This is a genomic window from Sphingomicrobium aquimarinum, assembly GCF_039655735.1.
Taxonomy (GTDB): Bacteria; Pseudomonadota; Alphaproteobacteria; order Sphingomonadales; family Sphingomonadaceae; genus Sphingomicrobium; species Sphingomicrobium aquimarinum.
The window spans coordinates 315,300-338,445 of sequence record NZ_JBBYXH010000002.1 but is presented as its reverse complement, the minus strand read 5'-3'; the positions used below and the strand labels follow the sequence as shown (position 1 = coordinate 338,445).

The following is a 23,146-nucleotide window of genomic DNA, read 5'->3' as shown; positions in this document are numbered from 1 at the left end:
GGAATCTATGCGCCGTTCGGCAGGTCGAGGCAAGCAAGGATGCGCTCCACCTGCGCCTCGGTTTCTTCGAGTGAAATACCCGTATCGATGACGAAATCCGCTTTCTCGCGCTTGTCGGCATCGGGCATCTGCCGCGCCAGGATGGATCGGAATTTCTCTTCGCTCATTCCCGGCCGCGCAAGGACACGCCGGTGCTGCTCGTCCGCGCTCGCACTGACCACGATGACATGGTCGAAATTCTCCTCGCCATGCGTTTCGAACAACAAGGGAATGTCGAACAGCAGCGCCGCGGCCGCCCCGTTCTCGAGAATGAAGCGCGTGCGCTCATGATGGACGGCGGGATGGACGAGGCCCTCGAGGCTTTTCAGCTCCGAGGAATCGCCGAGCACCGCTGCCGAGAGTGCATCGCGGTCGACCGCGCCGTCGCGCGTGGTGCCGGGAAAGCGCTTCTCGATCTCGGCGACGAGCCGACCGCCCGGTCCCTGCAATTCACGCACCACCGCATCGGCATCGAACACGGGAATTCCGCGATCCGCGAACATCTGCGCCACGGTCGACTTGCCCATGCCGATCGATCCGGTGATGGCGAGCGTCTTCATCCCCGCAGCATAGCAAAAAGTTCATCGTCGCGCGCTCTTTTCGGCGGCTGACCGAAAAACAGCTCGAAGCTTGCCGCGGCCTGCTCGACGAGCATGTCGATCCCGTCAACGATCCCCAAGCCGCGGGCCTTGGCATTGCGGAGCAGTTCGGTCTCGACGGGCGCCGACACCATGTCGAAGACCCAACCGTCCGCATCGATCTGGGACACGTCGCACGACAGGCATTCGTTGCCGACCATTCCCAGGGGCGTCGCATTGACGATCCCGCTCCCGTCGGGCGGCTCGTCGAGCCCGACCGGCGCGTGCGCCAGTCCGAATTCGACGGCCAGCTTCACCGCTTTTTGCCGATTGCGCGCATGGATGACGACGCCCGGATGGTCGAGCGCCCGTGTCGCCACCAGAACCGCGCGCGCCGCCCCGCCCGTGCCCAATAGGTGGATGCGCTCCATCGGGCGTCCGCCCTCGTGAAGCCGCGCCAGCAGCAACATGACCGCACCGACGTCGCTATTGCCCGCGATCAGCTTGGCGTCCTGCGGCAGGATCATGTTCGCCGCGCCCGCCGCCACCGCGCGGTCGGTCGCCCCGTCCGCCAGCCGGATCGCCTCGAGCTTCAGCGGCATCGTGACATTGCATCCGCGCCAGTCGGGATCCTTGCGGCGCGCGTCGAGATAGGCGGCCAATCCCTTCTCTTCGACGCGCGTGCGGCGATAATCGGCCTCGATCCCCGCTTCCTTGAGCCAGAAGGAATGAATGATGGGCGACTTGGATTGTTCGATCGGGTCACCGATCACTTCGGCATAGGGGCTCACGGCGCCAATCCCCGTTCGCGCAGCGCGCCGAGAAGCGGCAGGAGCGGCATTCCGAGGATCGTGAAGTGGCTCCCTTCGACCTTCTCGAAGAGCGACACGCCACGACCTTCCATCCTGAAGACGCCCACGCAATAGCCGACCTCGGGCCATTCGGCATCGAGATAGGCCGAAATGAAAGCGTCATCCAATGCGCGCACCGTCAGTCGCGCGGTTTCGGCATGCGTCCAGACGATCCCGCGTTCGGCTGTCAGCACGACGGCGCTCGTCAATTCCATGGTCTTGCCCGAAAAGAAGCGCAGATGCTCGGCCGCCTGAACGCGGTCTTCGGGCTTGTCGAAGCGGCGTCCGTCGACCTCCAGAACACTGTCGCCGCCGATCACCGTGTCTCCGGCGCGGGCCGGGACCGCCAGCGCCTTGCCTTTTGCCAGCGCCAGCGCCAGCGACGGCGCATCGCCTAAATGGCCGGCCTTCACCGGTCCTTCCTCATAGGTCGGCGACCGCGCTTCGAAGGCGACGCCCGCCGCCTCGAGCATGGTCGCGCGGATCGGGCTGGACGAGCCGAGGATCAGCATGCCTGGAATATCCCTGTGGAAAAGACTGTGGGACGGACTAGCGCAACGTCGGGGATCACGAAACCTCTCCAATCCGTCCCCGGATCGGGAGAAGAAGCTCCCCGTTCCGTCCACAGCCGGGCCATGCGCCAATGAATCCTGTGGAAAACGGGAGTCCGCTATGGCGACTCGCCCGATCCGCGTCGTCAACGGGATTCTGAGTCTGTTGGCAAAGCGGGAAGTTCGTGCCACTCCCCGCGACCAAGCGCCCTACTACTCCAAGAATCTATTCATTATATAATATAAGAAAGAAGAAGAGCGACGATGCCCGAGGGTTCGAACCGTCCTTTGCTCAGCGTGCTCCGAGGTGAGCGGATCGACCCCGTTCCCGCCTGGATGATGCGCCAGGCCGGCCGCTATCTCCCCGAATATCGCGAGTTGCGTGCCGAAAAGGGCGGGTTCCTCGACATGGCCTACGACCCCGAGGCCGCCACCGAGATCACGCTCCAGCCGCTGCGCCGCTTTGCCTTCGATGCCGCGATCCTCTTTTCCGACATCCTCATCGTTCCCCATGCGCTGGGCCAGGACCTGACCTTCATCGCGGGCGAGGGTCCACGCCTGTCACCACCGCTCACCGACGCGCGGCTGGAAGATTTCACGCCGGCGCCCGAGCATTTCGACCCGATCTACGAAACCGTGCGCCGCGTGCGGGCCGCGCTCGACGACGACAAGACGCTGCTGGGCTTCGCGGGGAGCCCCTGGACGGTCGCCACCTACATGGTCGCGGGGCAGGGCTCCAAGGATCAGGCCGCCGCGCGCAAAATGGCCTATGGCGAACCCGATCGCTTCGGCGCGCTCATCCAGGCCATCATCGACAGCACGATCACCTATCTTTGTGGACAGATCGAGGCGGGCGCCGATGCGGTGCAGCTCTTCGACAGCTGGGCCGGCAGCCTCTCGCCGCAGCAATTCGACCGTTGGGTCATCGCGCCCAACGCGGCGATCGTGAAGGGCGTCAAGGCGCGCCACCCCGAGACGCCGATCATCGGTTTTCCCAAGGGCGCAGGCGACAAGCTGCCGAAATATGCGCGCAAGACGGGCGTCGATGCCGTGGGTGTCGATGAAACGGTCACCCCCGAATGGGCGCACGAAGTGTTGCCCGCCGGCATGCCCGTCCAGGGCAATCTCGATCCCATGCTGCTGATCGGCGGCGGGGAGCCCCTGCTCGAGGCCGTCGACCGCATCCTCGCGGCGTTCAAGGACCGCCCGCATATCTTCAACCTCGGCCACGGGATCGACAAGACGACGCCCATCCCCCATGTGGAGGCCATGATCGCGCGGGTGAAAGGCTGATGGAAAATCTCGTCGGTTGGCTCGGCGCGGCCGCCATCTGGGTCAAGGCCGCGCACGTCATCTTCGTCATCTTCTGGATCGCGGGGCTGTTCATCCTCCCCCGCTATTTCGTCCACCATCACGAGACGACGCCCGGCTCGGCCGAGGATCGCGCGTGGATCGAGCGCGAGGACCGCGCCTATACGATCATCCTCACTCCGGCGATGCTCATCACCTGGGCACTGGGCCTCAGTCTCGCATTCAACGGCGGCTATTTCCTCGCCGGCTGGTTTCACGCCAAGTTGCTGCTCGTCCTTCTGCTGACGGGCTATCAGGGCTGGGTCGGCGCCTTCCGCCGCAAGCTCGCCAAGGGCAAGCGCCCGTTCGAGGGCAAGACGCTCCGGATGCTCAACGAGGTGCCGGGCCTTTTCACGATCCTGATCGTCATCCTCGCGGTCGTGCGGCCGTTCTAGCGACCCGCCGCAGCGTGGTTGACAGCTTCGAAGCCTGGACCTACCTCCGCGGATCGTAGGCGTATGGTGACGCGTTCATCGAACTACCACCGCGCTATTTGCGATCCGCCCTGGCGTCCTGCCCTCGCGGATCGGGTTTCCCAGACCCCTCATTACGAAGACATTTTTCCATGATGCACCTGCAAGAACTCAAAGACAAAGCCCCCGCTGAACTGGTCGCCATGGCCGAGGAACTCGGCGTCGAGGGCGCCTCCACGCTGCGCAAGCAGGATCTGATGTTCTCGATCCTGAAAGAACATGCCGAAGAGGGCGAGCAGATCATGGGCATGGGCACGATCGAAGTGCTCAACGACGGCTTCGGCTTCCTGCGCAGCCCCGAGGCGAACTTCCTTGCCGGTCCCGACGACATCTACGTCGCGCCCAACATCGTGCGGAAGATGAACCTGCGCACCGGCGACACCGTCGAGGGCGAGATCCGCAGCCCGCAGGACGGCGAGCGCTATTTCGCGCTGACCAAGGTCACGCAGATCAATTTCGACGAGCCCGATGCGGTGCGTCATCGCGTCAATTTCGACAATCTGACGCCGCTCTATCCCGACGAGAAGCTGACCCTCGACAGCGCCGACCCGACGGTCAAGGACAAGTCGGCGCGCGTCATCGACATCGTCTCGCCCTTGGGCAAGGGACAGCGCGCGCTGATCGTCGCGCCGCCGCGCACGGGTAAGACCGTTCTGCTTCAGAATATCGCCAAGGCGATTACCGACAATCATCCCGAAGTCTTCCTTCTCGTCCTGCTCATCGACGAGCGCCCCGAGGAAGTGACCGACATGCAGCGCAGCGTGAAGGGCGAGGTCGTCTCCTCGACCTTCGACGAACCCGCCTCGCGCCACGTCCAGGTCGCCGAAATGGTAATCGAGAAGGCCAAGCGCCTCGTCGAGCACAAGAAGGATGTCGTCATCCTCCTCGATTCGATCACGCGCCTCGGCCGCGCCTACAACACCGTGGTGCCCTCGTCGGGCAAGGTGCTGACCGGCGGCGTCGATGCGAACGCCCTCCAGCGTCCCAAGCGCTTCTTCGGCGCCGCACGCAACATCGAGGAAGGCGGATCGCTCTCGATCATCGCGACCGCGCTGATCGACACCGGCTCCAAGATGGACGAGGTGATCTTCGAGGAATTCAAGGGCACCGGGAACAGCGAAATCGTTCTCGACCGCAAGGTTTCGGACAAGCGCATCTTCCCGTCGCTGGACGTCGGGAAGTCGGGTACCCGCAAGGAGGAGCTGCTCGTCGATCAGGCGACGCTCTCCAAGATGTGGGTGCTGCGCCGCATCCTCATGCAGATGGGCACGGTCGATGCCATGCAGTTCCTTCTCGACAAGATGAAGGACGCCAAGTCCAACGAAGACTTCTTCGCGAGCATGAACCAGTAGGGACCGCGACACGATGACCGACTTGCTAATGATGCTGGCCGCCGCCACGACCGACGGGCTCTCGCTCGGCGGGCCGGCGGATATCTGGGCCGCGATCGTCAAGGATTTCTCCAACATCACCGAGCCGGCCGCGATGGCGGCCTTTTTCCAGGTGTTGGCGATCGACCTCGTGCTGGCGGGCGACAATGCCATCGTCGTCGGCGCGCTAGCGGCGGGACTGCCGCCCGAGCAGCGCAAGAAGGTCATCATCATCGGCGTGCTCGCCGCGCTCGTGCTGCGCATCGCTTTCGCGCTCGTCGTGGTACAACTCCTTCAAATCGTTGGACTAATCTTTGCCGGGGGCCTGCTGCTCCTGTGGGTTTCCTGGAAGATGTGGCGCGAACTGCATCATTCGGGCGAAAGTGCGGGGAGCCCCGAGATCGAGGGCGACGAGCATTCGGGCGTCAAGCCGGTCAAGAGCTTCGCGGCAGCGGCCTGGGCGGTCGCGGTGGCCGACGTCTCGATGAGCCTCGACAATGTGCTCGCGGTCGCGGGTGCGGCCAAGGAGCATCCGGGAATCCTCATCGTCGGCCTCGTCCTGTCGGTCGCGCTGATGGGCGTCGCGGCCAACATCATCGCCAAATATATCGAGCGCTATCGCTGGATCGCCTACATCGGCTTGGTGGTGATCCTCTATGTCGCGGGCAGCATGATCTACGACGGTATCGTCGATCCCAATGTCGGGGTCGGCCAACTGTTCGGATAGGATTCGCCAGGTGAGCGCGTCGACGATCGTCGCGCTGTCCTCGGGCGCGCTCCCGTCCGCGATCGCCATCCTTCGCCTCTCGGGACCTTCGGCCCGCGCGGCTGCGGGCCGACTGTGCGCGCTCCCCGACGTCGGAGAGGCGCGGGTCCGAAAACTGTTGGATCCCGTGGACGGCGCGCTGATAGACGAAGCGCTCGTCCTGCGCTTCGATGCCCCCGCGAGCGCCACCGGCGAGGATGTGGTGGAGATCCACGCGCATGGCAGCATTGCGATCGTCGATCATCTGATCGCGACGCTGACGGCCATGCCTGATGTCCGGCTTGCCGAAGCAGGGGAGTTCACTCGCCGCGGCCTCCTGAATGGCAAGATGAACCTCATCGAGGCCGAAGCGCTCTCGGACCTGCTCGCGGCCGAGACTGAAGAGCAGCGGCGGCAGGCGATCGGTCAATGGTGCGGAGGCCTTACCGCCGCGCTTGAGGAATTTTCAGAAGCGCTCCTCGAACTTTCGGCGCGGGCGGAAGCGGCGATCGACTATGTCGACGATGAAGAGGAAACCGGTCAGACCGACGGCGTTCTGGCCGGGACGAGGGCGCTTCTCGCCCAAGCGCACGAATTGGCAGCACTTCCGTCGCGGCGGCCACTGCACGAGGGCATCCGTGTCGTTCTGGCCGGGTCTCCTAACAAGGGAAAATCCAGTCTTTTCAACCGGTTGGTAGCACGTGATCGTGCCATCGTTCATGCCGCTGCGGGCACCACGCGCGACGTCATCGAGCAACCCGTGCGATTGGATGGCCGCGCCTATATCTTTATCGATACGGCAGGTCTTCGAGAAGGCGAGGGTGATGTCGAACAGGAGGGAATCGCGCGCAGCCATGCGGCAATGCAGTCGGCTGACATTCTCCTTTGGTTCGATGACCCGGCAGACGCGCCCGCACATCCCCGGCGTATCGATGTTCGGGCCAAGGCCGATCTTCACAGCGATCATGACGATGGGAGCGGGATCGCGGTATCGTCTGTAACGAGGGATGGTGTGAATGCGCTTGTCGCCGCCATCCATCAACAGGCGGACACGCTTCTTCCGAAGCCACACGAGGCCGTTCTGAATGCGCGGCAGCGACAGGAAATCGTGCATATCATCACGATATTGGAGGAAGCGCATCACGATCTACCGATCCTGGCCTCTCAACTGTCTCAGATCCGACCGATTCTTCTGAGATTGATCGGGCAGGGCACGCTCGACGACGTTCTGGACCGAATTTTCGCGAATTTCTGTCTCGGGAAGTGATGTTCCACGTGAAACATGTTGAATTGGTGCCGAGCCGGACCCATTAGCATGGAATGTACGACGTTCTCGTTATCGGTGCCGGTCATGCGGGGATCGAAGCCGCTTTAGCCGCGGACAGGCTCGGTGCGCGAACGCTTCTCGTCACCTTCGCGGATGCAAACGTCGGCGTCATGTCGTGCAATCCCTCGATCGGGGGTGTCGGGAAGGGTCATCTCACGCGTGAAGTCGACGTATTCGAAGGCGCACAGGCGTGGGCCTCCGATCGCGCCGCGATCCATTACCGGCTCCTCAACAGAAGCAAGGGCGCGGCCGTTCAGGGACCGCGCATCCAGGCAGATCGCGGCCTGTTTTCGCGTGCCATTCGCGAACGGCTCCAGTCCTCGACGGTCGAGACGCATTTCGGAGAAGTGACGGCGCTCACACTCCGATGTGGGAAAGTTGAGGGCGTCGAACTCGCCGACACCACCAAAATCGCCTGCAAGACGCTTGTCGTGGCGACCGGAACGTTCCTCGGTGGGCGTATCTTCCGGGGGCGCGATTCCGCCTTGGGCGGTCGCATGGCGGAGCGTGCTGCGACACAGCTAGGGAAGCAATTTATCGATCTGGGTCTTGTCGCCGGACGACTGAAGACGGGCACACCGCCGCGTCTCGACAGACGAACGATCGATTGGGGCAAGCTTCAGCCTCAGCCTTCCGACGTTGAATCATGGCGGTTCTCGGTTCAGCCCTCTGGCGAACGCCTCCCGCAGGTCGATTGCGCCATTACGCGGACCAATCCCCGCACCCATGAGGTCATTGCCGATCATGCCGACGAAAGCCCGCTCTACAGCGGGGTGATCGATGGGCGCGGTCCGCGCTATTGTCCCTCGATCGAGGACAAGGTGCGACGCTTTGCCGATCGCGACGCGCACCAGATCTTTCTCGAGCCCGAGGGTCTCGCCACCGATCTTGTTTATCCCAGCGGGATTTCGACGTCCTTATCGCTCGATACCCAGATCAAGATGATGCGAACCATCGTCGGACTCGAGCGGGTCGAGATCGCTCAGCCGGGCTACGCGGTCGAGTATGCCTATTGTGATCCACGACAGCTGCGCTCAACGCTCGAGCATCGCAATGTCGAAGGGCTCTTTCTGGCGGGCCAGGTCAACGGCACGACGGGTTATGAGGAAGCCGCCGCGCTTGGTCTGGTGGCAGGGTTGAATGCGGCCGCCAAATCTTCCGACAAGGATCCTTTCCTGTTCGATCGGCGCGAAAGTTATATCGGCGTGATGGTCGACGATTTGACGCTTCATGGCGTGAGTGAGCCCTATCGCATGTTGACGGCCCGTGCCGAACGCCGTCTCCACCTCAGGGCAGACAATGCGATCGAGCGCCTCGCTCCGCCCGCCTATCGCGCTGGCGTCTCGGCACCGCATCGTCAGCGCCTCGAAGATCACTTGGCAGCCAAGGAAGCGCTGAAGCGCGGCCTCAACGTTCCGGTTGAGGGTGAACGGTTCGGTGTGGACGCAGCACCCAAGCCCATGCGGGAGTGGCTCGCGCGATCGGATACGCGCGAGACCGCGAGCCGCGAGCTCGGAACGTCGCTCGCAGCGGCCGAGGTCGCGAACGATGTCTATTACGAGCCCTATCTGGAACGCGAACGTCTCGAGTGGGAGGCCGTTATGCAAAGCGATGCGGTCGCCATCGACGAGAATTTCGATTTTCGCAGCGTCGCAGGCCTTTCGAACGAGATGCGAGAGCGCCTGGAGCAAAGTCGGCCGGAAACGCTAGCGCAAGCGCGGCGGCTCCCCGGTCTTACGCCCACGGCGCTTACAGCGCTCCATTTTGCGCTCCGCCATGCATAAGGCACGATTGGAAGAGAGCGTAGGAGAGGCTGTTTCACGTGAAACAATGGACGCCATCGTTGAGTACAGACGATTGTTGCTTGAAGAGAATGCGCGCCAGAACCTCATTTCCAGAGAGAGTTCCGAACATATCGACGAACGCCATCTCATCGATAGCGCACAACTTCTTCGTTTCTTCCCCGACGCGTCGACATGGGTGGACATCGGTTCAGGTCCTGGGCTGCCGGGCCTCGTCATCGCGATCCTGACGTCGGCGCACGTCGCGTTGGTCGAGCCGCGGCCCCGACGCACCCAATTTCTCGAAACGACGATCGAACAGCTTCGCCTTTCCCATCGGGTCAACGTCGTCACCGCCAAGGCCGCCGCTGTTACAGGGACATTCGATGCCATCACCGGGCGTGCCGTAGCCTCGCTCGACAAATTTCTCGCGCTTTCCCATCATCTATCCACAGAAAAGACGCGGTGGGTGCTTCCGAAAGGACGAAACGCGGCGCGAGAACTGGAACAAGCGCGCATATCTTGGCACATTGGTGGGCGGATCGAGCCGAGCTTGACCGATTCCGAGGCCGGAATCGTCATCATCGATCGCGCGGAGCGGAGGGGAAGAGCATGATCACGATCGCCGTAGCCAACCAGAAGGGCGGGGTGGGCAAGACAACCACCGCGATCAATCTCGCCACCGCGCTCGCGGCAATCGGATGGCGCGTCCTGCTCATCGACTTCGATCCGCAGGGGAACGCCAGCACGGGCCTCGGCGTATCGGCAAATGATCGCTCTTCATCGAGCTACGATCTGCTCGTCGATGGCACCGACCTGGCCGACGCTGCAGTCGCGACCAAGGTCCCACGGCTCGACATCGTTCCGGCCACTGTCGATCTTTCGGGTGCGGAGATCGAGCTTGTCGACCGCCCCGACAGAGCGCGGCTGCTATCGCAGTCGCTCGCCAAGCGTGCCGATCGATGGGACATCTGCCTCATCGACTGCCCTCCCTCGCTGGGGCTTCTGACCGTCAACGCACTCGTTGCGGCACGCCATTTGATCGTGCCGCTCCAGTGCGAGTTCTTTGCGTTGGAGGGGCTCTCGCAGTTGCTGAAGACGGTCGAGCGCGTGCGGGGAAATTTCAATCCCGAGCTGTCCATCCTCGGTATCGCGCTCACCATGTACGACCGCCGCAACAAACTGTCGCTCAACGTCGCCGAGGACGTGCGGGCCTGTCTTGGGGATCAGGTCCTGAATACGATCGTGCCGCGTAACGTGCGTGTGTCCGAGGCGCCCAGTCACGGCCTTCCCGCGCTGGTGTACGACCTGAAATGCCCTGGATCCGCTGCCTACCTGTCGCTCGCGCGAGAGGTGATCGATCGGCTTCCGATGCCGGCGGAGGCAGCCTGATGGCGCGCCCCGGGCTCGGCCGCGGCCTTTCGGCTCTTCTGGAGGATGGGGATTCCACGACGGCGTCGACGGGCGGCGTGCGGACCATCCCGATCGATCGCATCGCGCCCAATCCCGACCAGCCGCGACGCCATTTCGACGAAGACGCGCTCGAGGAACTGGCGCAGTCGATCGCCCAACGGGGTGTGCTGCAGCCGATCCTCGTCCGCAATCACGAAGGCACGTTTCAGATCATCGCGGGCGAGCGCCGGTGGCGCGCCGCGCAAAAGGCCCAGCTCCATGAAATCCCGGCCATCATCCGCCACAGCGACGATGGCAATACCGCGGAACTGGCGCTCATCGAGAATATCCAGCGCGAGGATCTCAACGCTCTCGAAGAAGCGCGCGCCTATCGTGCCTTGTCCGAAAACTACGGGCATAATCAATCGGATATCGCGCGTATCGTGGGAAAATCGCGCAGCCATGTCGCCAACCTCATCCGCCTTCTCGATCTTCCCGAAGACGTGCAGGCGATGCTGGCGGGGGGCCAGCTGAGTATGGGTCATGCCCGGGCGCTGCTCGGTGCCGATGACGCCACGGCGCTTGCAAAACAGGTCGTCGCCGAGGGTCTTTCGGTTCGCGAGGTCGAGAAGCTCGTCAAGAAAGGCGGGGCTTCTGGCACCCGATCGCGGAACGGCAAGTCGGCGGCCGGAACGCAAAGCGATCCGGATATCCTGGCGTTGCAGCGCCAACTCGGCGACGTCCTGGGTCTGAAAGTCGTGATCTCCAATTCAGGCGACACGTCCGGTACCATGACCCTTTCCTATCGCACGCTCGACCAGCTCGACATGATCTGCCAGCGGTTGACCGGCGAGCGGATCTAGGCCTTTCGCGCGCCAATCCGCGCGATCGCAAGCAATTCCTCTCCCAGTGCCGCTTTTCGCGCGGCCGGATTGAGCATCGCCGCGCGTTCGGCCGCGGCGACGCGTTCGGCCAACCGCGCAAGGCGCGGGCCGGACCAGATCTTGAGGAGACGGGGGACGATGGCCCGATCCTTTCCGTACAAGGCCCGTCCCATCGAGGCGACGACGCCTTCGGCACTCTCCCCGCGGGCGACGCGCGCGCCGAGCGGCGCAAGCATCTGAATCCGGCGCTGCAGCGCGCGCAGCACGGTGGTCGCCTCGGTGCCCTGGGGCGAGAGCGTGCCAAATGCGGTCTCGAGCGTACTCACGTCGCCGAGCAGCGCGGCATCCCCGAGACCGAACCATTCGGTATCGCCATAGTCCGCGCCGATCGCATCAAGCTGTTCGTGGGTGATCGCGTGTTCCTCGCCAGCGTAGAGCTGCAGTTTCTCGATCTCCTGCCGCGCGATGTCACGGTTGAGGTCACAGCTTTCCGCGAGCCGCGCCGCGACGCCTTCCGCTGCGACAAGGCCCCGCTGTTGCAATTGCGTCTCGATATCAGCCGTCAGCGATCGCAGGTCGGGGGGATAGCTGACGACCGCTACCGCCGCCTTGTCCGCTTCGACGCGCTTCAGGAGCTTGCTCGCCTTGGTCAAGGTCCCCGCGATGGCGATGACGGGAAAATCGGTCGTCGCCGTGCCGAGCAACGCTTCGGCGGCCCCGAGAAAGTCGTTTCCGACCGGTTCCACCCAGATCAGTTTGCCGTCCCCGAACAACCCGGCACCGGCCGCCTCGTCGACGATCCGACCCGGATCGCTTTTGAGGGCCGAGGGCTCCAGACGCGTCCTCTCTCCGCCCAGATGCTCGGCGAGCCTGGTCGCGAGCGCATGGCTGCCGGCCGTATCGGCGCCGTAGAACAGGTAGAGCCGCAGTGGATCGGAGCGACCCAGAAACTTGGAAAAACTGTCGCCCTTCGCCTTCACTGTGTGGGCTGATCTGTGAAGTACAGTGCCAGACGCGCGACGATGTCGTCGGCGACTTCGGCGGAAAGCCGCTCGAGCGCGCTCTGCTCGGCAGCGACGGTCGCATAGGGACTGGAGGTGATGTCGATGCCGGCATCGAAGCCCGCGGTGGCATCGACGAGCGTCTGCCCCGACGCGATCTCGACGAGTTGATAGCGCGCCCGCAAGGTCCGCCGCTCGCGCGTTGCCCCGGCATCGCCGCGCAGGCCGAAGCGGGTGATGTCGTCATCGAGCCGGATATCGAGCCGGTAGCGCGGATCGCTTGCCGCGCCCGGCTCCGCCAGTCGGTCGACGAGCGCGTTACGCAGCAGCCAGCCCGATTGCTCGTCGATCGGCGCTACGACGATTTGCGCCAGCGCAGCCTTGGTCGGATGATCGCCGCTCGTTCCGTAGAGCGGTCGCAGGCCGCAGCCCGACAGCGCCGCCGCCGCGAGAAGCAGGGCGACCCGCGCCATCATGCGACGATGTTCACCAGCCGGTCGGGCACGACGATCACCTTCTTGGGGGACGCGCCCTGGAGCTGGGCTTGGATCTTGTCGAGCGCGAGCGCATCGGCTTCGACCTGATCCTTCGGGGCCCCACGCGGAACAACCATCTTGTCGCGCAGCTTGCCGTTGACCTGCACCACGATCGTCACCTCGTCTTCGACGAGCTTTTCCGCATCGAGCGCGGGCCAGGGCGCGGTCGCCAACAGGCTCATCCCGCCGCGCGCCGCATGGGCTTCTTCCGCAAGGTGCGGCGCCATCGGGGCGGCGAGGCGCAGGAGCGTGTCGATGACGTCATCGCGCGTGGCGGATTTCGGGGCTTTCTCGATCGCGTTGACAAGTTCGTAGAGGGCGGCGACCGCCTTGTTGAACTGGAGGCCCTCGATCGCGTCCGTCACCGTCTTGATCGCGATGTGACGCTTGCGGTCGAGATCCTTGTCATCGCCTGCCCCGCCAGCGTCTTCGCGTGCGAGCTTCCAGACGCGCTGGACGAACCGGGCCGCCCCCTCGATCCCGCCCTCGGACCATTCGAGGTCGCGTTCGGGCGGCGAGTCGGAGAGCATGAACCAGCGCACCGCATCGACGCCGTAGCGCTCGATCATCGGATCGGGATCGACGACGTTGCGCTTGGACTTGGACATCTTCTCCACACGCCCGCGCTCGATACCCGAGCCGGTGGCCCGCTCGACCATCGCGCCGTCTTCCCCGACACCGATCTCGTCGGGGCCGAGCCAGCGCCCGTCGAGGGATTTGTAGGTCTCGTGCGTCACCATGCCCTGGGTGAACAGGCCCGCGAAGGGTTCGGGGACGTCGAGCGCGCCGACATGGCTCAGCGCGCGACTGATGAAGCGGGCGTAGAGCAAGTGAAGAATCGCATGTTCGACGCCGCCGATATATTGATCGACCGGGAGCCAGTGATTGGCGACCGCAGGGTCGAACGGCTGGCCGTCGGGCTGGCTGGCGAAGCGCAGATAATACCAGCTGGAATCGACGAAGGTGTCGAGCGTGTCGGTCTCGCGGCGGGCGGGCCCGTCGCATTTCGAGCACGTCGCGCGCTGCCACTCGGCATGGCGGTCGAGCGGATTGCCGGGGGTATCGAAGGTCACGTCTTCGGGAAGAACGATCGGCAGGTCGCTCTTGGGAACGCCGACCGGCCCGCACTTCTCGCAATGGACGATGGGAATGGGCGTGCCCCAGTAGCGCTGGCGCGAAACGCCCCAGTCGCGCAGGCGATAGACGGTCTGGCCCTCGCCCCAGCCTTCGGCCTCGGCCCGCTCGACGACCGCGGCTTTCGCGGCGCCCGTGTCCATGCCGTCGAGGAAGCGCGAGTTGACCGCGACCCCGGCATCGGTGTCGGCGCCATCGCCGACGGGTTTGTCGGCGTCTTCGAGGGAGGGGGCGACGACGCGGTTGATCGGCAGATCGTATTTGGTGGCGAACTCATGGTCGCGCTGGTCGTGCGCGGGGACCCCGAAGACGGCGCCGGTGCCATACTCCATGAGGACGAAATTGGCGATATAGACGGGAAGCTCCCACTCGGAATCGAGCGGATGAATGGCCTTCAGGCCCGTGTCGTAACCGCGCTTTTCCGCCGTTTCGATGTCGGCTGCGCTCGTGCCGCCGCGCTTCAGTTCGGCGATGAAGTCGGCGGCGCTATCGTCCTTCTCCGCGACCGCCTGCGCAAGCGGATGGTCGGCCGCGATGGCGACGAAGCTCGCGCCGAAAATGGTGTCGGGCCGGGTGGTGAAGACGGTGACCTTGTTCTCGCCGCCTTCGCCGTCCGCCAAGTCGAAGGCGAACTGCAGACCCTGGCTCTTGCCGATCCAGTTTTCCTGCATCAGCCGCACCTTGTCAGGCCAGCGGTCGAGGCTGCCGAGGCCTTCGAGCAATTCGTCGGCGAAGTGCGTGATCTTCAGGAACCACTGCGACAGTTTCTTGCGCTCGACGGGCGCACCCGAGCGCCAGCCCTTGCCGTCGATGACCTGCTCGTTGGCCAGCACCGTCATGTCGACGGGGTCCCAGTTGACCTCGCTCTCCTTGCGATAGACGAGCCCCGCTTCGAGCAGGTCGAGGAACAGCGCCTGTTCGTGACCGTAATAATCGGGCTCGCAGGTGGCCAGCTCGCGCGACCAATCGAGGCCGAAGCCCAGGCGCTTCAGCTGCGCCTTCATCGTCTCGATATTCTGACGGGTCCAGTCGCCGGGATGGACCTTGCGCTCCATCGCGGCATTTTCCGCCGGCATCCCAAAGGCGTCCCAGCCCATCGGATGAAGGACTTCGAACCCGCGCATCTTTTTGTAGCGCGCGAGCACGTCGCCCATCGTGTAGTTGCGCACATGGCCCATGTGGATGCGCCCCGAAGGGTAGGGGAACATCTCGAGGATATAGGCCTTGGGCCGCTCCGACGCGTCGTCGGCGCGGAACACGCCTTCCTCGTCCCAGCGTGCCTGCCAGCGCCGCTCGGCTTGACCCGGGTCGAAACGATCCATGGTCGCTTATCCGGTCGGCGCGATCGTGGTGCGGCGGATGTCGCGCGCACGGGTCAGGATGACATCTTCGAGCTTCTGGACCGTTGCGGCTTCGACGGGTTGGTCGACCCAGGCACCGTTCTGGTTGACCTGGCGCACGGCGGTGACGCGGATCGCGTCGGCCCGCAGGCTCGCATCGAGAATGGCGGCGGTGATCTTCATCCGCTCGCCCGGCGCCTGCGGACTGGCGAACCAATCGGTCAGCACCACGCCGTTCGTGGCATCGGCCTGAAGCAGCGGCGCGAAGCCGAGCGTGTCGAGCGCGGCCTGATAGAGATAGGAATTGACGCCGATCTGCGTCATCTGCGCGGGCGCGGTGCGTACCGGCGCCATGGTCTGGCGTCCGCCGCAGGCGACGAGCCCGAGCGCACAGGTCGAAACGAGAAGGATACGAGCGTTCATCACGGGGGGGCCCTTGCGATTAGTCTTGCCAGAAAAACGGTTGCGCCAACGCCTAAACGGTGGCGCGCGCAAAGAAAAGCCGCATCGTGGCTGAACGCGCGCTGTAGGCGTTTGTGTGATCGAGGCCACAGCTATGGCGTAAACGACTCAGTCAGGTTGGAACCTTCACGCTCGTGACGCTATATTCCAAGGCAAGCAGGAGTTGCGAGCAGTGTCAGGGGACGAGTCGAAACGGGGTGAAATGCGAGGCGCGTCGCGTCGCGCGCTCCTCGTGGCGCCCCTCGGTCTCGGCATTGCGTTGGCGACCGCTTCGCTTCCTGCCTCCGCTTTCGATGGCGTTCCCACCAGCGTCGTCTCGACCTCCGCACCGCCCACCACCGTCACCGGCAAGCCGCGTGGCTTCACGCCCGCCAAAGGCGATCCCCGCCTTGCGGCCAGCGTTGCGAAACGGTCCTCGGGCGAGCGGTTGAGCTTCACCGCTACCGGCGTCGAGAAAGCGCAAAAGAACGATGTGCGCGTCGCGGCGCATTCCAATATCACGCCGGCACGCACCAGCACCGATCGGCGCGTCGCCGATGTCGTCGACTCCTCGCGGCGCACGAGCGTGGTGCAGAGCGATTACAATCTCGGCGTCGATGTCGGCTGGAAGCGTCTCGGCGTCAGTGGCGAAGTGCGCAAGCGCGAAGGCATCGGGGGGAGTGCGCCGCTGGTCGAACGCGAAGGCGGCTCGGTCGGCATGAGCTACGACCTCGGCCGGGTTCGCCCGCAGGTCTCGGTTTCGGCCGACCGCGAAACGAGCCGGATCTCGCCCGCGCTCGAGGAAAAGGAAAATGTCTCGCTCGACGTCGGCACCGCGCTCAAGGTCGGGCGTAACGTCGCGATTACGGGCGGGGTGCGCTATCGCGTGGACCGCGAGCGACTGGCGGAGCCTGGCGCAGAGGCGTCGCGGATCGACAGCCAGGCCGTCTATGTCGGCACGAAGCTGAAGTTCTAACGCGTCGGGTCCGGCGCGAGAAACGCGTCGATGCCGGCCCATCCGGCAAAAACCTTCCGGTCCAGCCTTTCGAAACTTTGCGCATTCATGCCGCCAAGGGCAATGCGGGGCGCCGCGCATCGCCGCGCGAGGCGTTCGGCACGATCGATTCCGAGCGCTGTGGCGCCCGGATGCGATGATGTCGCGAATACGGGAGAGACGAAGACGAGCGCCGCGCCGCGCGCGTTGGCAGCGTTCGCTTCGTCGGCATCGTGCACCGGCAGCGAGATGGGAAGTCGGGTCGGGCCCGACGGGCGGTGCACCATGTCCGCGCCCAACGCCTCCGCAAGAGCGACATCTCCCGCCACCGCGACCCGCAATCCGCGCTGCCGCGCTGCCGCTACGACTTTTCCGCCGAGTGCCGCCCGATCGGGGAAAGCGTCATGCCGGAACAGGACGCCGCCCCCCTCCGGGACGCGGGCGATCGCGTCGAACAGCGCCTCGCCCATCCGCTCGTCGGTCATCAACCAGGGGGGATGGTATCGCGCCATGGCGATCCGTATAGCGCGGGGCATGACCGCACTGGAAGATGTGAAGAGACGTATCGCGAAGGCGATGACGACCGCCGGCCGGTCCGATCCGCCGGTGCTGATCGCGGTGTCGAAGAAGCAGGGCAGCGACGCCATCCGGCCTCTGCTCGAAGCGGGCCACCGGGATTTCGGGGAAAACCGTGTCGAGGAAGCCGCGGAGAAATGGCCCGCGTTACGCGCGGACTTTCCCGACGTGCGCCTGCACATGGTCGGGCAACTGCAATCGAAGAAAGCGGGCGATGCGATGGCGTTGTTCGACGCGATCCATTCGCTCGACCGCGAATCCTTGCTCAAGGCACTCGTGAAGGAACGGGACAAGGGCGCGACCTGTCCCGACCTGTTCGTGCAGGTCGACCTGCAGGGCGAAGAGCAGAAGGGCGGCATCGCCCCCGACGCGCTCGGCGCGTTTCTCGGCGAGGTCCGGGAAAAGTCTGCGCCGCTCAAGGGGTTGATGTGCCTACCACCCGTCGATCTCGAGGCCTCGCCCTTCTTCGCGCTGCTCGCGGAGCTTGGCCGACGTCATGACGTCAACGGACTGTCGATGGGCATGTCGGGCGATTACGAGGAAGCAGTGATGCTGGGGGCGACCCATGTCCGGGTCGGTACGGCGCTGTTCGGAGCGCGCTCCTAGTCGAGGTGGCCGGACCGCTTCTTCTTGGTTTCGATATAATGCGCGTTGTGCGGGTTGGTCGGAAGCCGGTGCGGCACGCGCTCGACCGCGATCCCCTCCGCTTCCAGTCCCTCCACCTTGCGGGGGTTGTTGGTCATCAGGCGGACGGCATCGATCTTGAGGGCGCGGAGCATGGCCGCCGCGAGGCCGAAGTCGCGTTCGTCGTCCGCAAAGCCCAGGCGCCGGTTGGCATCGACGGTGTCGAGCCCGCGATCCTGAAGGGCGTAGGCCCGCAGCTTGTTGGCGATGCCGATCCCGCGCCCTTCCTGGCGTAGATACAGGAGCAGGCCGCCGCCATCGGCTTCGATGGCATGGATGGCGGCGTGCAGCTGCGGACCGCAGTCGCACTTGAGGCTGCCGAAGACATCGCCGGTGAGACATTCGTCATGGACCCTGATCAGCGGCGCGCGGCCGCCGAACCCGCCACCGACCAACAGCGCGACGTGCGCGTCGCCCGCCGCCGCATCGCGAAAGGCGATCATCTGGGCGCTCGCAGCGTCGCCGATCGGGAGAGTCGCGCGGCTGACTTCAACGAGCGTACGACGCGCGTTCTCGATATCATCGCCGGACACGACTAGGGCATCGGTTTCCACGATGAAGGCCGCGGGGAGCAGGCCGGCGAGGGTCAGCAATCGGAGCGCTGCAGCGTCGCCTTTGCCGGAGGGGAGGGCCTCGAGCGGCCCGATGGGACCGCGCGCGAAATCTTCCGAGGGATCCGCGAGCCGCACGGCGGCGGCGCGATCGAGCCATGGCGCGCGGGCGATCCGCGCGGGCTCACGTCGGTCGGCCGCTGCGCGTGCATTACCAAGCCCGAGGGCGGCGGCACGATTGCCACTCGCGAGAAGCGGAGCGGTGCCGCCCGTGTCGAGAAGGTCGAGCATCGCGTCGGTTGCGGTTTCGATCGGCAGGATCGCGGGGCCCCCCGCGATGCGAACGGGTCGCCCGGCGCGCACGGCGGCGACGGCGCGGGCGACGGGGGCGGTCACGAGCAGTCGACCTCGACCAGCAGCGGCACATGATCGGACGGCTTCTCCCAACCCCGACAGGGTTCGAGCACCGTATGGCTCTTCACGCGCTCCTCGAGCGCGGGGCTGCACCACATATGGTCGAGCCGGCGCCCGCGGTCGTTCTTGGTAAAGTCGGGCGAGCGATAGCTCCACCATGTATAGCAGCGCTCGGGAGCGGGAATGAACTTGCGCCCCAGATCCACCCAGTCGTGGCTGTCCTGGAAGCGCTTCAGGGTCTCGACCTCGACGGGCGTATGGCTGACGACCTTGAGCAGTGCCTTGTGGCTCCAGACGTCACATTCGAGCGGTGCCACATTGAAGTCACCGACGATCAAAGTCGGCTCAGCCAACTTTTGACCCCACGCCGTCATCCGGTCGAGGAAGTCGAGTTTCTGGCCGAATTTCGGATTGACGTCGCGGTCCGGGACGTCGCCGCCCGCGGGGACGTAGACATTCTCGAGCCGGAACAGCCCCGCCACGCGAACCCCGATATGGCGCGCTTCGCCATTGTCCTGCCAGTCGTGGCGAAGGTCCTCCTCGAGCGGCATCTTCGAGATGGTCGCCACTCCGTGGTGCATCTTCTGTCCGTTGAGCGCGATATGCTTGTAGCCGCGCTCCTCGAAGAATTTTCGCGGGAAATGGTCGTTGTGGGCCTTGGTTTCCTGAAGGCACAGGATGTCGGGATCGGCTTCGTCGAGGAAGCGCGAGACGAGATCGGGGCGCGCGCGGACCGAGTTGATGTTCCAGCTTGCGATGGTGAGCGAAGTCATGCTGTTCCGTAATCGATGATGGGGATTGCGGCGTGGTGTAGCCGCCGCCCGCCCCCCGCGCCAAGAGGCCAAAATAAAGGCCCCCGCTCCGGGGGCGTGGAGCGAGGGCCGACCAAGCGTTCGTCACGCAAGGCGATAGAAGCGATCCCGGGTAACAGGGGGAAACCCCGGCGGTCTCCTATCTATGAGTCGTTGTAGGCCTTCGAGGCTTGCAGCAACATGAACAGTTTTAATTCGGAACGATATTATTTCACGTCGCGATAGGCGAATTTGGTGTCGGGGATCGACACGTTGTAGCGCTGGCCCGACAGCTTGATCGCCGTCTTCTTGTTCTGCGCATCGATCGCGGTCCAGCCTTCCAGCCGCAGGCCGCCCGGATAGGCGCTGTTCTTGGTGAAGGCCATGATGAGCGTGCCGAACTCGGGGCGACGCGCATCGCGGGCCCGCACGATGACGACCCGGTCGTCCTTCGAGGGCACGATCCGCGCGATCCGCTCGAGGTTGGGATTGTTCTCGAGCAGCACCGACAGCGGCGAATCCTTGATGTCCCAGCTCGACTTCTGTCCGACTTCATAATCGAGGAAATGCAGCTTGGTGCCATCCGAGACCATCAGCATATTGGCATTCTTGCCATAGTCGAAGCGCACCTTGCCCGGACGCTTGATCGACAGCGTGCCGTTGATCGAGCGGTTCTTGCCGTCGGTCTGGGTGAACGTGGCGCTCAGCGAACGGGTTGCCGACAGATGCTTTTCGACCTGGTCGATCGAGGGCTTCTTCTGCGCCGCGGCGGGGGCCGCGATGACGGCGGTCGCCGCGAGGGCGGCGGGAATGGCAAAACGATAGGACATGACTGTCTCCGATAACTTCTTTGAGCCTCTCATTAGGCGTTCGTCATTGAATACGCCTTGAACATGGAGGTTCCCCGCCGTTCAGCGTGCCGCGCCGGAGCGAGCGTCAGACGGGGTTGCCCTCGCGGTCGATCAGCACGTCGCGGCGGCCGACATGGTCGGGCGGCCCGACGAGCCCTTCGTCCTCCATCCGCTCGATCAGGCGCGCGGCGGTATTGTAGCCGACGCGAAGCTGGCGCTGGAGGTAGCTCGTCGAGGCTTTCTGGCTGGTCGCGACGATCTGGATTGCCTGCGCGAACTGCTGCGCTTCGGGATCATCGTCTCCCGGTGCGCCGTCGAGCGAGAAGCCGCCGTCCTCGGGTTCCTCGGTCACGGCCTGGATATAATCGGGCTGACCCTGCGCGCGCCAATGATCGGCGACCTTGCGCACTTCCTCGTCCGACACGAACGGACCGTGGACACGAATGATCTTCTTGCCGCCCGGCATGTAGAGCATGTCGCCCTTGCCTAGGAGCTGTTCGGCCCCCTGCTCGCCGAGGATGGTGCGCGAATCGATCTTGCTGGTGACCGCGAAGCTGATCCGGGTCGGCAGGTTGGCCTTGATGACACCGGTGATGACATCGACCGACGGGCGCTGCGTCGCCATGATGAGATGGATTCCCGCCGCACGCGCCTTTTGCGCGAGCCGCTGGATAAGGAATTCGACTTCCTTGCCCGCCGTCATCATGAGGTCGGCGAGTTCGTCGACCACCACCACGATCTGCGGCAGCGGCTCGTAGTCCAGCTCCTCGGTCTCGTAGGTCGGCTGGCCGGTCTCGGCGTCGTAGCCCGTCTGCACGCGGCGTCCCAGCGGATTGCCCTTTGCCTTGGCCTCGACGACCTTCTTGTTGAACCCCGACAGCTGGCGCACCCCGACGCTCGCCATCATCCGGTAGCGCTCCTCCATCTGCTCGACCGTCCACTTCAAGGCGCGGATCGCCTTGGGCGGCTCGGTCACCACGGGCGAGAGGAGGTGCGGGATATCGTCGTAGATGCTGAGTTCGAGCATCTTGGGGTCGATCATGATCAAGCGGCACTCGTCGGGCGAGAGCTTGTAGAGCAGGCTCATGATCATTGCGTTGAGGCCCACCGACTTGCCCGACCCGGTGGTGCCCGCCACCAGCAAGTGCGGCATCGGTGCGAGGTCGGCGATGATCGGCGCGCCCGAGATATCCTTGCCGAGGATGAGCGGCAGGCTCATCGCGCTGTCGTCGAATTCTTCCGAGCCGAGCAGTTCGCGCATGTTGACGAAATCGCGCTCGGTGTTGGGCAGTTCGATCCCGATCACGCTGCGACCCGGAATGGTGGCGACGCGCGCCGACAAGGCGCTCATGTTGCGCGCGATATCGTCGGCGAGCTGGATGATGCGGCTCGCCTTGATGCCGGAGGCCGGTTCCAGCTCGTACATGGTTACGACGGGGCCGGGCTTCACCTCGACGATGTCGCCGCGCACCGAGAAATCCTCGAGCACGCTTTCTAGGAGGCGTGCGTTGCGCTCGAGCGCGGCCTTGTCGATGGTTGCATTGATCTCTTCGCCCGGGGGCACGAGCAGGTCGAGCGCGGGCAATTCGTAATCGTCGCCGAGGCGCAGGCTCTGCTGCTTTTGTTGCGCGGGTCGCTTCGATTTCTTCGGATCGGCGGCGACCACGCGGCGCGCCGGTTCCGCCACCGCAACTTCGCGGGGCGGGGCGGCGGGGCGGGGTTCATCCTTGTCCTTCGCCTTGCGGCGCAGATTGCGCTCCGCTTTGGGCGCCCGTTCGCGGCGTTCCATCTTGGGTTTGAGCTTGGCGAGGCTCTCGCGTTCCTCGGGACGCAGCGCGAGCGCGATGGCGAACAGCGCGAGACCCGCGATTACCGCGATGGCCACGACCGACAGCCGCACGGGCCCCTCGATACCGGGATCGTTGATGAGGCCGATCGCGGCGGAGGCCGCGCCGCTGCCGCCCAGCCCCAGCAGGCCGCCATATCCGGCCGGCAGACCGATGCCTGCGCTATCGGTCGCGAGCGCCAGCCCGCTACCGACAAGGAAGAGGCTCGCGAGCGTCAGCCCGACGCTGCGCCAGGCGCTCCCGGTTTCCGCGAGCCGGAGGTGCCGCCAGCCCGCGACGAGCAGCAGCGGCACCAACAGCCATGCGGCCACGCCAAACAGCTGGAAGAGGAGATCGCTCGCATAAGCGCCAGCCATGCCGAGCCAGTTGGTCGGCGCGCCCCCGGCGGCCGTCGAAAGCGACGGATCGGTGAGGTCGTGACTGCCCAGCGCGAGCGCAAGCATGACCGCGCCCGCGGCCAGCGCCGCCCCACCAAGCCGTCGCATGGTGCGATTGGTGAAGGTGGCGATCGTCTCGCCCCAGCCCTCGCCGGTCTTCGTCCGTGTCGTCGCGCGTGTCGCCATCCTTGGCCCTTCCCCTTGCCCGTTCCCCTTTTGGCCCCGTGCCTATGGATCGGTCAACGCACTATCGGCGCGCGGCACAATT

The 23,146-nt window shown here is 64.8% G+C and carries 23 protein-coding genes; 11 read left to right on the top strand and 12 right to left on the bottom strand.

From position 1 onward, the window contains the following. Positions 1 to 5: 5 nt before the first annotated feature. The 3 genes from coaE to WJS89_RS07790 are packed head-to-tail and all read right to left on the bottom strand — an operon-like array spanning position 6 to position 1,980. Positions 6 to 599, bottom strand: coding sequence for a dephospho-CoA kinase (gene coaE, locus WJS89_RS07800; protein WP_346340380.1), 594 nt, complete (start codon positions 597 to 599; stop codon positions 6 to 8). After that, positions 596 to 1,408, bottom strand: a complete 813-nt coding sequence (locus tag WJS89_RS07795; protein ID WP_346340379.1) for a shikimate dehydrogenase family protein — start codon at positions 1,406 to 1,408, stop codon at positions 596 to 598. Before WJS89_RS07795 ends, coaE begins: the two co-directional genes overlap by 4 nt. Then, a complete protein-coding gene (locus WJS89_RS07790) occupies positions 1,405 to 1,980 on the bottom strand; it encodes a Maf family protein (RefSeq protein WP_346340378.1) in 576 nt (191 codons plus the stop codon). Before WJS89_RS07790 ends, WJS89_RS07795 begins: the two co-directional genes overlap by 4 nt. Positions 1,981 to 2,283: 303 nt before the next feature. Here WJS89_RS07790 and hemE point away from each other — a divergent pair, with 303 nt between their 5' ends. From hemE to WJS89_RS07745, 9 genes are all read left to right on the top strand, one after another. Continuing rightward, positions 2,284 to 3,312, top strand: a complete 1,029-nt coding sequence (gene hemE / locus WJS89_RS07785) for a uroporphyrinogen decarboxylase (protein ID WP_346340377.1) — start codon at positions 2,284 to 2,286, stop codon at positions 3,310 to 3,312. Continuing rightward, a complete protein-coding gene (locus WJS89_RS07780) occupies positions 3,312 to 3,764 on the top strand; it encodes a CopD family protein (RefSeq protein WP_346340376.1) in 453 nt (150 codons plus the stop codon). The genes hemE and WJS89_RS07780 overlap by 1 nt, the downstream gene beginning before the upstream one ends. A 173-nt stretch (positions 3,765 to 3,937) precedes the next feature. Further along, entirely contained in the window at positions 3,938 to 5,194 is a 1,257-nt protein-coding gene (gene rho, locus WJS89_RS07775; protein WP_346341189.1) for a transcription termination factor Rho, read from the top strand. Between the two features lie 13 nt (positions 5,195 to 5,207). Beyond that, the gene (locus tag WJS89_RS07770) at positions 5,208 to 5,939 is read left to right on the top strand and encodes a TerC family protein (protein ID WP_346340375.1); all 732 of its coding nucleotides are present in this window, start codon (positions 5,208 to 5,210) and stop codon (positions 5,937 to 5,939) included. Between the two features lie 10 nt (positions 5,940 to 5,949). Continuing rightward, positions 5,950 to 7,224 (top strand): tRNA uridine-5-carboxymethylaminomethyl(34) synthesis GTPase MnmE, encoded by a 1,275-nt coding sequence (mnmE, locus tag WJS89_RS07765; protein ID WP_346340374.1) that lies wholly within the window; start codon positions 5,950 to 5,952, stop codon positions 7,222 to 7,224. Positions 7,225 to 7,277: 53 nt separating this feature from the next. Then, positions 7,278 to 9,068: a tRNA uridine-5-carboxymethylaminomethyl(34) synthesis enzyme MnmG gene (gene mnmG / locus WJS89_RS07760; protein WP_346340373.1), complete on the top strand. Its 1,791-nt coding sequence runs from the start codon at positions 7,278 to 7,280 to the stop codon at positions 9,066 to 9,068. 46 nt (positions 9,069 to 9,114) lie between these two features. After that, complete coding sequence (gene rsmG / locus WJS89_RS07755) at positions 9,115 to 9,681, top strand: 16S rRNA (guanine(527)-N(7))-methyltransferase RsmG (protein ID WP_346340372.1); 567 nt, start codon at positions 9,115 to 9,117, stop codon at positions 9,679 to 9,681. Further along, positions 9,678 to 10,457, top strand: a complete 780-nt coding sequence (locus WJS89_RS07750) for a ParA family protein (protein ID WP_346340371.1) — start codon at positions 9,678 to 9,680, stop codon at positions 10,455 to 10,457. The genes rsmG and WJS89_RS07750 overlap by 4 nt, the downstream gene beginning before the upstream one ends. Next, positions 10,457 to 11,320, top strand: coding sequence for a ParB/RepB/Spo0J family partition protein (locus tag WJS89_RS07745; protein ID WP_346340370.1), 864 nt, complete (start codon positions 10,457 to 10,459; stop codon positions 11,318 to 11,320). The genes WJS89_RS07750 and WJS89_RS07745 overlap by 1 nt, the downstream gene beginning before the upstream one ends. Here the strand turns inward: WJS89_RS07745 and holA are convergent. Genes holA through WJS89_RS07725 form a run of 4 tightly spaced genes read right to left on the bottom strand, consistent with a single transcriptional unit; the run spans position 11,317 to position 15,775 of the window. Next, on the bottom strand, positions 11,317 to 12,321 hold the full coding sequence (gene holA, locus WJS89_RS07740) for a DNA polymerase III subunit delta (RefSeq protein ID WP_346340369.1): 1,005 nt from the start codon (positions 12,319 to 12,321) through the stop codon (positions 11,317 to 11,319). The two genes, WJS89_RS07745 and holA, sit on opposite strands and share 4 nt — an antisense overlap. After that, positions 12,318 to 12,818 (bottom strand): LPS assembly lipoprotein LptE, encoded by a 501-nt coding sequence (gene lptE, locus WJS89_RS07735; RefSeq protein ID WP_346340368.1) that lies wholly within the window; start codon positions 12,816 to 12,818, stop codon positions 12,318 to 12,320. The genes holA and lptE overlap by 4 nt, the downstream gene beginning before the upstream one ends. Then, the gene (gene leuS / locus WJS89_RS07730) at positions 12,815 to 15,334 is read right to left on the bottom strand and encodes a leucine--tRNA ligase (protein WP_346340367.1); all 2,520 of its coding nucleotides are present in this window, start codon (positions 15,332 to 15,334) and stop codon (positions 12,815 to 12,817) included. Before leuS ends, lptE begins: the two co-directional genes overlap by 4 nt. Before the next feature lie 6 nt (positions 15,335 to 15,340). Continuing rightward, a complete protein-coding gene (locus WJS89_RS07725) occupies positions 15,341 to 15,775 on the bottom strand; it encodes a DUF3576 domain-containing protein (protein ID WP_346340366.1) in 435 nt (144 codons plus the stop codon). Between the two features lie 271 nt (positions 15,776 to 16,046). On the opposite strand from WJS89_RS07725, the gene WJS89_RS07720 reads away from it, so the two are divergent. Then, positions 16,047 to 16,769 carry a hypothetical protein gene (locus tag WJS89_RS07720; protein WP_346340365.1) on the top strand — a complete coding sequence of 241 codons (723 nt, stop codon included), beginning with the start codon at positions 16,047 to 16,049 and terminating at the stop codon, positions 16,767 to 16,769. Here the strand turns inward: WJS89_RS07720 and WJS89_RS07715 are convergent. Beyond that, entirely contained in the window at positions 16,766 to 17,272 is a 507-nt protein-coding gene (locus WJS89_RS07715) for a thiamine phosphate synthase (RefSeq protein WP_346340364.1), read from the bottom strand. The two genes, WJS89_RS07720 and WJS89_RS07715, sit on opposite strands and share 4 nt — an antisense overlap. 25 nt (positions 17,273 to 17,297) lie before the next feature. On the opposite strand from WJS89_RS07715, the gene WJS89_RS07710 reads away from it, so the two are divergent. Next, complete coding sequence (locus tag WJS89_RS07710; RefSeq protein ID WP_346340363.1) at positions 17,298 to 17,969, top strand: YggS family pyridoxal phosphate-dependent enzyme; 672 nt, start codon at positions 17,298 to 17,300, stop codon at positions 17,967 to 17,969. On the opposite strand, the gene ribA is transcribed toward WJS89_RS07710, so the two are convergent. The 4 genes from ribA to WJS89_RS07690 form a co-directional block, all read right to left on the bottom strand. Continuing rightward, positions 17,966 to 18,994, bottom strand: a complete 1,029-nt coding sequence (ribA, locus tag WJS89_RS07705; protein WP_346340362.1) for a GTP cyclohydrolase II — start codon at positions 18,992 to 18,994, stop codon at positions 17,966 to 17,968. The genes WJS89_RS07710 and ribA overlap by 4 nt on opposite strands. Further along, positions 18,991 to 19,785 carry an exodeoxyribonuclease III gene (gene xth, locus WJS89_RS07700; RefSeq protein ID WP_346340361.1) on the bottom strand — a complete coding sequence of 265 codons (795 nt, stop codon included), beginning with the start codon at positions 19,783 to 19,785 and terminating at the stop codon, positions 18,991 to 18,993. Before xth ends, ribA begins: the two co-directional genes overlap by 4 nt. A gap of 245 nt (positions 19,786 to 20,030) precedes the next feature. Further along, positions 20,031 to 20,633 carry a LolA family protein gene (locus tag WJS89_RS07695; RefSeq protein ID WP_346340360.1) on the bottom strand — a complete coding sequence of 201 codons (603 nt, stop codon included), beginning with the start codon at positions 20,631 to 20,633 and terminating at the stop codon, positions 20,031 to 20,033. A 106-nt stretch (positions 20,634 to 20,739) separates the two neighbouring features. Then, positions 20,740 to 23,064 carry a DNA translocase FtsK gene (locus WJS89_RS07690; protein ID WP_431993887.1) on the bottom strand — a complete coding sequence of 775 codons (2,325 nt, stop codon included), beginning with the start codon at positions 23,062 to 23,064 and terminating at the stop codon, positions 20,740 to 20,742. Between the last annotated feature and the right edge of the window lie 82 nt (positions 23,065 to 23,146).

Excerpts from the sequence above, each read along its gene's own strand:
- WJS89_RS07780 (WP_346340376.1), top strand. The coding sequence starts at position 3,312 with ATGGAAAATCTCGTCGGTTGGCTCGGCGCGGCCGCCATCTGGGTCAAG.
- lptE (WP_346340368.1), bottom strand. The coding sequence starts at position 12,818 with ATGATGGCGCGGGTCGCCCTGCTTCTCGCGGCGGCGGCGCTGTCGGGC.
- mnmG (WP_346340373.1), top strand. The coding sequence starts at position 7,278 with ATGTACGACGTTCTCGTTATCGGTGCCGGTCATGCGGGGATCGAAGCC.
- rsmG (WP_346340372.1), top strand. The coding sequence starts at position 9,115 with ATGGACGCCATCGTTGAGTACAGACGATTGTTGCTTGAAGAGAATGCG.
- rho (WP_346341189.1), top strand. The coding sequence starts at position 3,938 with ATGCACCTGCAAGAACTCAAAGACAAAGCCCCCGCTGAACTGGTCGCC.
- xth (WP_346340361.1), bottom strand. The coding sequence starts at position 19,785 with ATGACTTCGCTCACCATCGCAAGCTGGAACATCAACTCGGTCCGCGCG.
- WJS89_RS07715 (WP_346340364.1), bottom strand. The coding sequence starts at position 17,272 with ATGACCGACGAGCGGATGGGCGAGGCGCTGTTCGACGCGATCGCCCGC.
- hemE (WP_346340377.1), top strand. The coding sequence starts at position 2,284 with ATGCCCGAGGGTTCGAACCGTCCTTTGCTCAGCGTGCTCCGAGGTGAG.
- leuS (WP_346340367.1), bottom strand. The coding sequence starts at position 15,334 with ATGGATCGTTTCGACCCGGGTCAAGCCGAGCGGCGCTGGCAGGCACGC.
- WJS89_RS07790 (WP_346340378.1), bottom strand. The coding sequence starts at position 1,980 with ATGCTGATCCTCGGCTCGTCCAGCCCGATCCGCGCGACCATGCTCGAG.
- WJS89_RS07725 (WP_346340366.1), bottom strand. The coding sequence starts at position 15,775 with ATGAACGCTCGTATCCTTCTCGTTTCGACCTGTGCGCTCGGGCTCGTC.
- WJS89_RS07745 (WP_346340370.1), top strand. The coding sequence starts at position 10,457 with ATGGCGCGCCCCGGGCTCGGCCGCGGCCTTTCGGCTCTTCTGGAGGAT.
- WJS89_RS07710 (WP_346340363.1), top strand. The coding sequence starts at position 17,298 with ATGGCGATCCGTATAGCGCGGGGCATGACCGCACTGGAAGATGTGAAG.
- WJS89_RS07750 (WP_346340371.1), top strand. The coding sequence starts at position 9,678 with ATGATCACGATCGCCGTAGCCAACCAGAAGGGCGGGGTGGGCAAGACA.
- WJS89_RS07690 (WP_431993887.1), bottom strand. The coding sequence starts at position 23,064 with ATGGCGACACGCGCGACGACACGGACGAAGACCGGCGAGGGCTGGGGC.
- WJS89_RS07770 (WP_346340375.1), top strand. The coding sequence starts at position 5,208 with ATGACCGACTTGCTAATGATGCTGGCCGCCGCCACGACCGACGGGCTC.
- coaE (WP_346340380.1), bottom strand. The coding sequence starts at position 599 with ATGAAGACGCTCGCCATCACCGGATCGATCGGCATGGGCAAGTCGACC.
- WJS89_RS07695 (WP_346340360.1), bottom strand. The coding sequence starts at position 20,633 with ATGTCCTATCGTTTTGCCATTCCCGCCGCCCTCGCGGCGACCGCCGTC.